This window comes from Variovorax sp. 10L421 (assembly GCF_056395365.1).
On sequence record NZ_JBFTJJ010000018.1, the window covers coordinates 62244 to 75159 of the forward strand.

Here is a 12916-nt window from a genome sequence, read left to right on the forward strand (position 1 = left end):
AACCTGCCGATGCTCGAACTCGCCGCCCTGAAAGACATCCGTCCCTTCGTCGCGACGCCCAGCCACGCGGGCACCATGAGCAGCAACTACGTGCGCAGCCTGCTCGGCCTGGTCAATCTGGCCTGGACGCACGGCTTCGCGATGCAGACGCGCTTTCTCGACGGCGACAGCCTCATCACGCGTGCACGCAACCGGCTGGTGGCCGAGTTCATGGCCGATGCGCGCTGGACGCACCTGTTCTGGATCGACGCCGACATCGGCTTCGAGCCCGAGGCGGCCCTGCGGCTGCTGCTGGCGGGCCGCGACGTGGTGGCCGGCATCTATCCGCACAAGACCGACGGCTGGCCCGAGGCCGGGCTCGACGCGCCGTTGCCGGCTGGCAGCACGCGGCAGGACTTCGAGGCGCGCCATGCCCGCTTCGCCGCGAATGCCGCGGGGCCCCGGCTGGCTATCGATGCGGACGGCTTCGCCGAGATGCTCGACGCGCCCACCGGCTTCATGCTGATCGCGCGCAGCGTGTTCGAGCGCATGGCCACCGCCTTTCCCCAACTGCGCTATGCGCCCGACCGCCACGCCGACCCGGCCGACCGCGCGCGCGCCGCGTTTCACTACCGCTTTTTCGACGTGCTCGCCGAGCCCGGCAACGGCGCCTACCTGGCCGAGGACTTCGCTTTCTGCCGCCGCTGGCAGTCGATCGGCGGCAAGGTCTGGATCGATGCGCGCTCGAACCTGTCGCACCAGGGCCTTCGCACCTACACGGGCCATTTCGGGCAGGCGTTGGCGGCGCGCGGCGGTCCCCCGGCATGAACGACGAAGCACTGGCCAGGCTGCTTGCACTCGATCGCCCCACCGAGGTGGTCGACGTCGGTGCGAACCCGATCGACGGCGAGCCGCCCTACCGCGCGATGCTGGCGGCCGGCCAGTGCCGCGTGACCGGCTTCGAGCCGCAGCCCGACGCGCTGCGCGCATTGCGGCGGCGGCGGGGCACGCTGGAGCGCTACTTCCCGTGGGCCGTGGGCGACGGCCGGACACACACGCTCCACGTGTGCGCCGCTCCCGGCATGACCAGCCTGCTCGAACCCGACCCGGCCGCGCTCGCGCTGTTCGACCTGCTGCGGCCGATGGCCCAGGTGGTGGCGCGCGTTGCGGTTCAGACGCGCCGGCTTGACGACATGGAAGAAGTCGAGCACCTCGACTTCCTGAAGATCGACGCGCAAGGCAGCGAGCTGGCGGTGCTGCGCGCAGGCGCGGTCCGGCTGGCGCAGGCCGTCGCGGTGCAGACCGAGGTGTCGTTCGTGCCGATCTACCAGGGGCAGGCATCGATCGGCGAGATCGACCTCGAGCTGCGTCGCCAGGGCTTCCTGCCGCATTGCCTGGCCGAACTCAAGCACTGGCCGTTGGCGCCGTGCGTGGTCAACGGTGATCCGTGCCAGCCGCTGCGCCAGCTGCTCGAAGCCGACCTGGTCTACGTGCGCGACATCACCCGGCCCGACGCCATGAGCGACGCACAGCTCAAGCACCTGGCCATGCTGGCGCACTGGTGCTTCCGCTCCTTCGACCTGGCGCTGCGCTGCGTGCTGCTGCTGGAGCAGCGCGGCGCGCTGGCCGAAGGCACGCAGGCGCGCTACCTGCGGCTGGCCGCGCGCGCGGCCCTGCCGCCGGCGGCCGACTAAAGCGCTGAGCAGCAAGCAGCGAGGGCTCAGGCCGTCGTCTCGGCCCGCGAGAACTGCCGGCGATACGCCGTCGGCGACACCTTGAACGCGGTGGTGAAATGCTTGCGCAGCGACACCGCCGAACCAAAGCCGGCGCCGGTCGCCACGCGCTCGACCGGATGGTCCGTGGTCTCCAGCAGCCGCTGCGCCAGCGCGAGGCGCTGGTTCTGCACCCACCGGCCCACGGTCGTGCCGGTGGATTCGCGAAAGCGCCGCGTGAAATTGCGTCGGCTCATGAGCGCGCGCCGCGCGAGGTCGTCCAGCTCATGCGACGTATCGAGGTGCTTGCCCAGCCACTCCAGCAGTGGCGCAAGGCGATCGCGCTCGGCCGCGGCGGGCACGGGCTGCTCGATGTACTGCGCCTGCCCGCCCTGCCGGTGCGGCGCGACCACCATGCGCCGCGCGGCGCGATTGGCCGTCTCGGCGCCGTAGCGCACGCGCAGCAGGTGCAGGCAGCAGTCGATGCCCGCGGCCGTGCCGGCGGAGGTGAGCACGCTGCCGTCGTCCACGTACAGCACCTCGGGCTGCAGCCGCACCTGCGGGTACTGCTTCGCGAAGGCCGCAGCCAGCTTCCAGTGCGTGGTGGCGGGCCGGCCGTCGAGCAAGCCCGCTTCGGCCAGCACGAAGGCCCCCAGGCACAGGCCGACCACGGTGGCGCCGCGCCGGTGCGCAGCCTGCAGCGCGCGGATCAACGCGGGCGGCGCCGCGCTGCCGTCGTCGCGCCATGAAGGCACCACCACGATCTGCGCGCGGCGGATGGCCTCCAGCCCGTGCTGCACCCCGAGCGTGAAGCCCGCGTTGGTCTTCAGCGGGCCGGGCTCCGGTGCGCACACCCGCAGGCGGAAGCGCGGTGCGCCGCTCTCGGTGCGGTCTTCGCCGAACACCATGCACGGCACGGACAGGTGAAAGGGGCTGATGCCGTCGAAGGCGACGACGGCGATGGTTTCGGTGGCTGGCGCTGGCATGGCCCGATCTTATCGATGAATGGCTTTCGGGCCACTTTCTCCGGACTGCGCAACCGCGAAGAATCAGGCCATCCGAACCACACAAGAGAAGGAGCCTTTCATGAGCAGCAACACCGCCCCGCGCCGCGCCCTCGTCGTGGTCGACGTGCAGAACGAATACTTCGAAGGCGGCGGCCTGCCGATCGAGTACCCGCCCATCGAAGACACGCTGCCGAACGTGACGAAGGCCATGGACGCGGCACGCGCCGCCGGCACACCCGTCGTCGTGGTGCGCCACCATGCCCCCAAGGGCGCGCCGGTGTTCCAGGCCGACACCCACAACGGCCAGCTGCACCCCGAGATCGCGAAGCGGCCGCGCGACCACCTCGTCACCAAGAGCTTCCCGAGCGTGTTCACCGGCACCGACTTCGCCGACTGGCTCGCGCGCCACGAGATCGACACGCTGAGCGTGGCCGGCTACATGACGCAGAACTGCGATGCCTCCACCGTGTACGAGGCCATGCACCGCGGCCTGAACGTGGAGTTCCTGTCCGACGCCAGCGGCGCGCTGCCGTACGAGAACGCCGCGGGCAAGGTCACGGCCGAGGAGATCCATCGCGTCTTCAGCGTGGTGTTCCACAGCAACTTCGCGGCCGTGACCACGACCGCGGCATGGATCGCCGCGATGCAGGAAGGCCAGGCGATCCCGAAGGACAACGTCGTGATGTCCAACCGCCGCGCACGCGGCGTCTGAGCGGCTTCGTTCAGAAGTCCGCGCAGCCGTTGCGCTTCTCGGTGTCCACGCAGTTCAGCAGGTTGGGCCGAGAGCGCACGCGGGACCATTCGCGCGCCAGCACGTCCGCGCCCTGCTGCGCGCGGTCGCCGTCGAGCGGCCCGGTCGCCAGGCAGATCGGCGCCTGCCCGATGTTGCGGTCGTACAGCCAGGTGGTGGGCTGGTCGCGCACCACGTCCACGCTGGGCAGCGACACGAAGCCGCTGACCTGCAGCTGCCCCGGCACCACGCGCACCGCGTAGCCCTCGGCCGAGGTGAAGCTGCCGTTGATGGGATAGAAGCCTGGCGGGCTGGAGCGCGTGGCCGGCGAACCCGGCACGCCGAAGATGCCCGCGCCGGTGTCGCCCAGGATCAGCCCGGAGATGCTGTAGACGAACGGCGGGTTGGGCAGGCCGCCGGCGCGCTGCGCATTGCCGATGGTCACGATGGCCAGCGGCTGCTGCGCGTAGATGAAGTGGTTGCCCGTGGCCGGCACGGTCACGGTGCACAGGCCCAGGTAGGCGCAGTGATAGAAGTTCGGCAGCGGTGCCGAACCCGCCAGGCCGCCGCGGGCTTCGCCCACCCAGGTGTCGGCCCATATGCGCCAGCTGGCGCCGCCGATGCCGTTGCCGCCCGGGTTCTGGAAGCGCGCGGCCGCCACGAGATCGGTGCCGCCGGCACTGGTCACTGGAGCGCCGAGCGTGAGGTCGCCGGCCAGCGTGCGCACGAACACGGTGTCGGCCGCCATCGAGGTCGCCGACAGTGTCTGCGGCAGGTTGCCCGCCGCATCGAAGCCGGTGACCGACACCGCGCCGAGCGTGAGCGCATCGGCATCGACGTAGGCGAAGCGCCCCGCCGCGCCGCCGCCGACCGTGCCCACGTGGTTGCCCGGGTCGTTGAGCACCACGCTTCCGCCGCTGGAACGCGCGAGCAGCGTGCCCGCGGTGATGGCCGCGCCCGCCGCCTGCCGGATGTCGCCCGCGCTCACCAGGCCGAGCTGCGGCGTGCTCACCGCACCATCGAGCTGGATGTTGCCGCCACCGCCGTTCTGCAGGGTCAGCGGCGACGACACGGCGAGCGGCGCCACCACGGTGATGCCCGCCGCGTGCGCGTTGCTGCCCGCCACGATGGTGCCCGCGCTCAGGCGCGTGAACTCGTCGGCCGACACCGCGAAGCCGGTGGCCGCGGTGCCGCCCAGCGTGATCGGGTTGCCCGTGCGGTCGCCGGCGTTGCCCGCCGTGTCCACGCCGCCAGGACGCAGGTTCAGCACATTGGCCGCTCGCACCGTGCCGCCGATCACCAGCGCGTCGGTCGAGCCGTCGTTGGCGGCGCGCAGCACCACGTTGTTGTTGCCGTCGATGCGCCCTCCGGGCTGTGCGAAGGTGCTCAGCGGCGGTACGGGCGCAATGGTGACGCCGGCACCGTCGGCCTGCGATTCGCCCGTCACCGTGATGTTGCCGTTGCCCAGCGAGGTCACGAGACTGCCGGCACCGATGCGCACGCCGCTGCCCAGCGCGGTGTTGCCGCCGGTGCGCACCAGCCCGTCGACCTGGATGTCGCCGTCCACGCTGCGCACCGTGGCCCCGTTGATGAGCACGCCATAGCCCGCCAGCGGTGTGAAGCTGGAGAAGCCCGCGCTGCCCACGCCCACGATGCCGATGCGCCCGCCGGTGGTGAACACGCCCTGGGTCGCCGTCGTGCCGCTGATCGCCACGCCGGTGTCGACCAGCCCGCGCCCCGCGATCGACACGTTGCCCGTGGCCGTGTTGATGCTGGAATTGCTGATGCTCACCACCGGCCCCGAGAAGGAAGATCCGGTCGCGGTCGAGCGCCCGTCGATGGACACCGCGCCCCCGGTTCCCGCGTCGAGCTGCGCGGTGCGCGTGTCGATGGTCGCGTTGTTCAGCGAGATGACGGAGCCGCTGTTCAGGCCGTTGGCGGTCATCGAGACGTTGCCGCCGTTGGTGTTGATGGCGCCGGTGAAGAAGATGCTGCCGCCGTTGACGCCCAGCCCCGCGTTGAACTCCACGTTGAGCGCGCCCACGCCGGCCACCGAGCGGTCGGACCGGATCACCGTCGCCGCATCGAAGCTGTTGATGTTCGCGGCCGCGTCGAGCCGGAAGGTGACGGGCGTGGCGCCGGTGTTGCGGTCGATCAGCACGCCGGTGCCCAACGTGATGGTGCCGGCGCCGGGCGGGCCGCCCGTGCCGGTGGTGATGATCACGCTGGTGTTGCCGTTCAGCACATTGTTGATGTCGCCGTCCAGCACCACCGACGTGGCCAGCGGGTCGAAGGGGTTGGTGGGCAGCGTGCCCGCGGCCGCGCCATGGTTGATGGTGACGTCGAACGGGTCGATCAGCCACGTACCCGCGGTGCCGCCCGTCGTCGAGGCATCCACCTGCACACCCGACAGGTCGAAGTGCGGCGCGGAGGTTTCCACCAGGCCGCCGTTGCCCGTGCCCGCACCGCCGCGCGCCGACAGGCTGCCGTGCGCACGCAGCGTGTCGCCCGCCACCACCTTCACGCTGCCGCCGTTGCCCGATGCCGAGGTGCCGCTGGCGTCCAGGGCGGTGTTTGTGCCGAGCGCGATGACGTTGGTGGCCGCGATGTCGATGCTGCCGCCGCCCGTGGCGCCGCTGGCGTCCAGGCGCGCGACCAGCGGCGTGCCGTCGAAGTTCTGCGAGCCATCGACGAGCACGTTGCCCCCGCTGATCGAGATGCTGCCGCCCCGGCCGCCGCTGCTGGCCACGGACAGCATCGCGCCCTGGGGCACGCTCAGGCCCGAGCCGAAGGTGTTCATGCGCAGGGCAACGTCGGTGCCCAGCCCGTCGATGGCGATCGTGCCACCCGCCGTGCGCAGCGGGTTGGGCTGCGACGCGTCGGCGCTCACCGCCACGCCATAGATCGACTCGCCGGTGGGCGTGGTAACGATGCCGCCGCCGCCGTCCAGCGCGGCGGTGAAGCCCGCGCTGCCTGCCTTGCCCACCACGTCGATGCGCCGGCCGTCGCCCGCCGTCACGCCGCCCGACAGCGCCACGCCGTTGCCGCCGCCCGCCGTGCGGCCATTGGCCGCGAAGCCGAGGTACTTGTTCAGCGCCTCGAGGTTCGCGCCCGTGCCTTCGATGCGCACGTCGCCGCCTGCGTTGATGAACGAGCTGTCGATGTCCACAGCCGTTGTGGTGCCGATCGAGCCGGCCGGCAACGTGTTGTCGGTCCAGGTCGCGCCGCGGCCCGTGACCGACACGTTGCCCGGTGTCTCCAGACCGGAGCCATCGCCGATCCGCACGCCGCCGCCGCCGAGCGCGGCCAGTCCGTCGATGGTGACGCCGCCGCTGCCGGCCTGCACCTCGCTGCCCTGCAGCGTGACGCCGTCGGTGGCCCGGTAGACGAAGTTGGTGCTGCTGTCCTGCGTGTCGACACGGGTGCGGCCCTGGCCGCGCAGCGAAACCTGCCCGCTGCCGGTGGTGGCCAGCGTGCTGCCGTTCAGCGCGATGCCGTCGCGCCAGGCGTCGTCGCTGTTCGACACCGAGCCGCCGACGGCGCGCCCATTGACGGCATCGCCCTGGCCGAAGAAGCGGATGTTGCCGCCGTTGGCGTTGATGGTGGCGTCGGTCAGGCCGATCGAGGCGCCGTAGTCGAGCTCGTAGCTCGGGTTGCCGCCGCCGGCGTTCACCTGCGTGGCGTTCTTGGCCACCACGCCGCTGGCGTCGGCGTTGAAGTCGACGTTGAGCGCGCCGATGCGCGCGTCGATGGCCGAACCGCTGGCCATGGCGATGCCGCCGCCCGAGTCGACTCGCAGCGTGGCGGTGCCGCCTTCGTTCTTCACGACCTGCGCGCCGTTGCCGAAGGTCACGCCCGCGTTGTCGCCGGTGCGTGTGCTGGCCAGCGTGACGTCGGTTCCCCGGCCCAGCGCGGCGCCCACGGCGCTGGCGCTCACATTGCTGGAAGACAGCTGCGGGTAGCCGCCGTCGTAGGCCGGCAGGGTCTGGTCCACACCCAGGTCGGCGCTGGTCGACAGCGTCCAGCGGCCGTTGGCGCCGCCCTGTGCGCCGCCGCCGGCGTCCACGCGTGAGGGGTCGATGCGCACGAAATCGCCCGAGGTCGCAATGTTGCCGCCCGCGCCGCTGCCGGCGCCGCGTGCAGTGAGTTCACCGAAGGCCTGCAGGTGCGATTCGCGCAACGGCAGGGCGTTTTCCGCATCGCCCGGAAAGGCCGTGCCGCTGGCCGTGCCCACACTGACCGTGCCGCCCGCGCCGGCGCTCCTGGCATCGGCACTCAGCACCGAGCCGGCCGACAGCGCCACGTCGTAGCCCTGCACCATGACCGAGCCACCGCCCGCTTGGCCGCTGGCATCAGCCACCGTCTTGATGCCGTCACCCGTCCCCTGCAGGGTGACCTTTCCGGCGGTGATGCGGATGTCGCCACCGCGCTCGCCGGCCGCAGTGCCCGTGGCGTCGAGCGTGCCACCGGTCACCTGGACCTCGTTGTCCTGGCCGCCGCCCAGGAAGATCTCGCCGTTGCGCGTGCCCACCGTGCGCGCGCGCACCGTGCCGCGCTGGTTGACGACCAGTTCGCCCACGGTGGCCGACCGCCCCAAGACCGCCACGCGGCCGCCGTCGGCCTGCAGCGTGCCGGTGTTGCCGACGCTCGCATGGGTGGCCATGGTGTCCGTCGAAATGACGATGTTGGTCAGCCCGTCACCCGCGAGGTCAAGCGTGACCTTGCGGCCCGACGCCAGCGCGACGGTGCCGCCGTCGGCGGCGATGCGGCCGCTGTTGGCGTCGTCGCCCACGCGGGTGTTGGCCACCGTCGCGCCCATCAGCACCACGGGGCCGCCGCCGGTCGCGGTGATGCGCCCGGCATTGATCACCGTCGCGACGTTGTCGTCTGCGCGCTCGAACGTGAACCGCCTGGTGTTTTCGTTGAGGAAGTCCGCGTCGCTGGTCGTCATGGCCAGCGTGGAAGCGATGAGGCCGCCCACGTTCACCGTCGCGCCCTGGCTGAACAGCACGCCGTTGGGGTTGACCAGCACGATGCGCCCGTTGGCGTTGAGCTGGCCCGCGATGGTGGAAAGCTCGTTGCCCGTCACGCGGTTGAGCAGCACGCTCGACGCACCCGGCTGGGTGATGTTCACCACGCCGCCCGCGCCGATGGAGAAGCCGGTCCAGTTGACGATGCCGCGCGCAAGGCCCTGGTTGATGGTCATCACGTTCGCGAGCTGCGACATCGTGACGTTGCCGGCAATGGGCTGGAAGCCGGTGGGCAGCGTCTGGGCAATGGCGGGGAGCGCCCCTGCGCAAATCAGCGAGAGCGCCAGCGGCCGCAGCGGCAGCCGGAACGAGGGGGATGTGCGATGCGTCATGGTCAGAACGCCTTTTGAAGCTGGACGTACAGCCGCGGATTGCGCCCGCCGCCGTCGGTCTGCGCCGGTGCCGTGCCATCGCGCCAGGCCAGCGTCGCGTTGATCGAGAAGTTGCCGGGCCGCGACCAGCTCACGCCGACGCCGTAGCCGCGCAGGCTGCGGCTGTTGCTGCCGTCGAAGGGCGTGGGGCTGCGCGAGAGCTTGCCGTGCGCGGCGTCGTAGAACAGGAAGGGCGTGAGCTCTTCGTTGAAGGACCAGCGCCACTCGACGGTGCCGATCACGCCCTGGTCGACCAGCACCTCGCCCGACGGATAGGCCCGCACGGCGCGTGCGCCGCCGAGCGCGAGCTTCTCCGACGGATCGAGGTTCCTGCTGGCCCACTGGCCGCCGACGGACAGGTACAGCGAATGCCTGGGAACGATGGCCTGCAGGCGGGACAGCTGGAAGCTCAGCTTGGAGAAACCGCCTTCGGTGCGCCGTCCGCCCAGGGCCTGGTCGGCCTCCCGCGTCGCCGGGTCGTCGATGGACAGCCGGCCGTGGTACAGCGTGCCCGAGCTGGCCCAGTAGCCGCCGCCCAGCACCTCGTCGCGCCGCTCCCAGGTCCAGCCGAGGCCCAGGCCGCGCACGCGCTTCTTCACGCGCACGTCGGCCACGCCGATCTCGTCGGTCAGGTCCTTGATGTCGGCGCCCAGGCGCAGGAACAGGTTTTGCTGGCGTTGGCGGATGAGCGGGTAGCTGAGCGAAAGGTCGAACACGTCGGCGCGGCCCTGTGCGCCGAGCTCGGAGAACTCGCCGCCCAGCTCGTAGTTGACGCGCGACAGCCCGACCCCCGCGCGCAGCCCGCTGGTGCCGATGGGCGCCTCGTAGGCGATGCGGCCGAACTGCAGCGCATTGCTGTCGGACACCATCAGGCGCATGTCGAGGTTGTCGCCGATGCCGAAGGGGCTGAGCCAGCGCGCCGTGCCGCCGATGCGGTAGCGGCCCGACTCCTTCGTGCCGTGGTTGTCGGCTTCAGCGGTGAAGGCCCAGCGCGGCGCGGCCGCCACTTCGACCGAAAGATCGGTGGTGCCGGGCTGCGAGCCTTCCTGCAGGCCCGAGGACACCTTGACGCCGGGCTGGTCGGACAGCAGCAGCATGGCGCGCTCATAAGCCGGCGCGCTCACGGCCTCGCCGGGCTGCAGCGGCGCGAGGAAGCCGCGCACGCGCGATTCGCTGGTCGGCGCATCGGGCGCGACCACCACGTCGACCTTGCCGAGGCGGCCTTCGATCACACTGATCTCGACGATGCCGTCGCGCACGGTCTGCACCGGCACCACGGCCTGCGCCAGGAAGTAGCCGCGCTCCTTGTAGCGTGCGGTGATGGCCTTCGCGAGTTCTTCGAGATCGCCGAGCGTGACGTCGCGGCCGATGTAGGGGGCGGTGATGGATTGCAGTTCTTCGTTGCTCAGCGCTTTCACGCCGTTGAGCCGCAAGTCGTTGAGCCTGAACGTCGAGCCGGCGGGGCGCGGCGGCGCGGGCAGGCTCTGCGGTGCGACGGCACCGGTGGGGGCTTGCGCGAGCGGGCGATCGCAGGTGCCGCAGGGGTCCTGGGTCGACAGCAAAGTGTTGGTATCGGACGCGTGCGTACGCTCGGCTGCGACCAGCAAGGTTGCACTGACCAAGGCTGTGACTGCGAAGGCAATCGGGGTGGGGCGTTGACTGGCGCGCATATGTCAGTGCTCCGTTGCGCGTTGCGTTGCTGGCTGTTCGGGGTGCGTGCACAGGCCACCGGGTACTCCCCTCCGCGAATGTCCACCGTCGGCGTGATCGCCCCCCAAACAGCGCTCTTCAAAAACAAGGCACGTCATCTCATCCCCCCACCGTAAGACGCCAGTTGCCGATCAGGTTGAACGGCGCCCAGAAGAAGGGATGGGACATCTTGGGGTCCTTCAACACCGCGAGTTGTCCGGCCTGCATGGCCTTCTGGATGTCGCGCCCCTTGGCCAGCTCGCCGTAGAGCGTGCTCATGAGCACCGCGGTCGCGTCGTCCGACACCGGCCACAGCGAGGCGATCAGGCTGGAGCTGCCGGCCGAGAGGAACGAGCGCGTGAAGCCCAGCACCTCGTCGCCTTGTGCGATGCGCCCGAGGCCCGACTCGCAGGCCGACAGTGTGACCAGCGCGGTGCCGTCCATCGGCAGCCCGAGGATCTCGTGCGCTTCCAGAAAATTCTGCTTGCCGCCTTCGTTGGCCAACAGGATGCGCGAGTACAGCGGATCGACCGCGTCGGCCTCGGCATGCGCCGCCACATGCATCAGCGGCGAGCGCGTGGCCACGTCGCGAAACTGCGTCTTGGTGGCGGCCGCGCCCATGTACACGGTGTTGCGCGGGAACAGCTGCGCGAGCTGCTTCACCTCGGTCTCGGCGCCGGGCAGGTCGTACTTGTCCTCGATGCGCGGATTGCCGAAGGCGGTAAGCGACGCGTTCACGCGCGGCGTGCGCTGCGCGAGCTGCACGGCGATGCTGATCGACGGCGCCACGGCCACCGGATGCTTCTCGATGACGTAACGGCCATCCAGCCGCAGCGCCTGGAACGGCAGGTAGTGCAGCGGCCCGTGCGGCACCACGATCAGCCGCTGCCCCGGCGCGAGGCCGAGCGGCCCGAGCAGCGCGGCGCCCAGCTTGTCTGCGTTGGTGATGGCGGCGCGGCGGCCGCGCACGATGGAATTGCGGAAGGTCTCGACCAGCTCGTTGAGGTCGTCGCGCTTCACAGCCACCGTCTTCTCGGTGATGTCGCCGGAACTCACGACCCACACCACGAGGCGGTCGGGCAGCGAGTGGAACTGCACCACGCGCTCGTCGGGTGCCAGCATGCGCTGCAGCGCGGCGAGATCGACGGTGTTGGCGGCCTGCTCGTTGATCTTGGCTCGGCCGCGCACCGCGTCGAGCAATGCGCGCGAGCGGCTGTGCTCGCTCACCTCGAAGGCCTGGCGCGCATCGCCCGCGTCGCTGTAGATGGCCACGCCGCGCTCGAACACCGATTGCAGGTCCGAGAACAGGCCCATCTTGAATTCCTCGCTGCGGAATTTGGCGCGCACCTTGTCGACGTCGCCGAGCGCGCGGCCCACGGCTTCGGCCGCGGCCTGCTTCTGGCCCAGCGCGAGTTCGCTGCGCGCCACGCCGTCCCAGGCCCAGAGGCGGTAGTACTCGGTGTCGGCGCCGACCTGCCGCGCGGTGAGTGCGCGGTACATGTCGCGCGCCTCGGCGGGCTTGTTCTCGGCCAGCAGCAGCCGCGCGCGGGTGCGGTCGAGCTGCGCGGTGAGCGGTGCGTCCTTCGGCGGCGCCATGGTGCCAAGCACTTCGCGTGCCCGCGCCGGGTCGCCCGATTCGATCAGCGCATTGACCAGCGAGGCCTGCACCAGCGGTGCATAGCGCGGCGAGCTGTTGGCCAATGCCTCGTCGTAGCTGAGCACCGCGCCGGAGAAATCGCCGCGGCGCGTGCGCACGTCGCCGATCACTTTCTGCACCGGGCCGACCACCAGCTTGGGATCGCGCGCCGGGTGCTTGAGCGCTTCGCGTGCGAACTCCTCGGCCTTCTCGAGCTGGCCCGAGTAGCTGTAGACGATGGCCAGGTCGCGGTTGGCCATGGCCATCAGGTTCGGATCGTTGGTGGCGTTGGCCAGGTGCAGCGCCTTGCTCGCGGCGCGCACGCTCTGGCGGAACTCGCCGGCCTCCGCCAGTGCGACGGCCTGGCTGCAGTATTGGTAACCCGAGAGCTTGACCGCGTCCTGCCCGTAGAGCACCGCGCCCTCGCTGGTCAATGCCAGCAAGGTGTCGGTGTCGTCCAGGCGGGCCTGCTCCATCTTGCTGGCTGCGGCTTCGGCATTCGACGACACCGCCGGCGCTGCTGGACGTTGCTGCTGCTGTGCCGATGCCGGAGGGCCGAAGCCCAGGAAAAGAATGCCTGCAAGACCGAGAGCACTCGCGACAGCTGCACGACAACGTGCCGGGCGCTGCCATCCCCATCTCGAAAACCAAGCCATTGGACCCCCGTGCGCAGCCCTGTGAGCCCGCGGTCAGCGGACCATCGACGTCGCGAGAGTGCGCGCCGTTCAGGCCTCGGGGGGAAAGTCTAGGAGCGGCCTCCTG

General features: G+C 70.7%; 7 protein-coding genes. 3 read left to right on the top strand and 4 right to left on the bottom strand.

Annotated elements, in window-relative coordinates; all coding sequences use genetic code 11:
- Positions 1-9: 9 nt before the first annotated feature.
- Both AC1DFC_RS21330 and AC1DFC_RS21335 read left to right on the top strand, forming a co-directional pair.
- Positions 10-807, top strand: a complete 798-nt coding sequence (locus AC1DFC_RS21330) for a hypothetical protein (RefSeq protein ID WP_007829952.1) — start codon at positions 10-12, stop codon at positions 805-807.
- On the top strand, positions 804-1673 hold the full coding sequence (locus AC1DFC_RS21335; RefSeq protein ID WP_007829950.1) for an FkbM family methyltransferase: 870 nt from the start codon (positions 804-806) through the stop codon (positions 1671-1673). The genes AC1DFC_RS21330 and AC1DFC_RS21335 overlap by 4 nt, the downstream gene beginning before the upstream one ends.
- Positions 1674-1699: 26 nt before the next feature.
- Here AC1DFC_RS21335 and AC1DFC_RS21340 read toward each other — a convergent pair whose 3' ends face one another.
- Positions 1700-2677: a GlxA family transcriptional regulator gene (locus AC1DFC_RS21340; RefSeq protein WP_007829948.1), complete on the bottom strand. Its 978-nt coding sequence runs from the start codon at positions 2675-2677 to the stop codon at positions 1700-1702.
- Positions 2678-2777: 100 nt separating this feature from the next.
- On the opposite strand from AC1DFC_RS21340, the gene AC1DFC_RS21345 reads away from it, so the two are divergent.
- Complete coding sequence (locus AC1DFC_RS21345) at positions 2778-3410, top strand: cysteine hydrolase family protein (RefSeq protein WP_478179948.1); 633 nt, start codon at positions 2778-2780, stop codon at positions 3408-3410.
- A 10-nt stretch (positions 3411-3420) separates the two neighbouring features.
- Here AC1DFC_RS21345 and AC1DFC_RS21350 read toward each other — a convergent pair whose 3' ends face one another.
- The 3 genes from AC1DFC_RS21350 to AC1DFC_RS21360 form a co-directional block, all read right to left on the bottom strand.
- Entirely contained in the window at positions 3421-8790 is a 5370-nt protein-coding gene (locus AC1DFC_RS21350; protein WP_478179949.1) for a two-partner secretion domain-containing protein, read from the bottom strand.
- 2 nt (positions 8791-8792) lie between these two features.
- Positions 8793-10499: a ShlB/FhaC/HecB family hemolysin secretion/activation protein gene (locus tag AC1DFC_RS21355; RefSeq protein WP_478179950.1), complete on the bottom strand. Its 1707-nt coding sequence runs from the start codon at positions 10497-10499 to the stop codon at positions 8793-8795.
- Positions 10500-10638: 139 nt separating this feature from the next.
- Positions 10639-12663, bottom strand: a complete 2025-nt coding sequence (locus AC1DFC_RS21360) for a CHAT domain-containing protein (RefSeq protein ID WP_413315286.1) — start codon at positions 12661-12663, stop codon at positions 10639-10641.
- Positions 12664-12916: the final 253 nt, after the last annotated feature.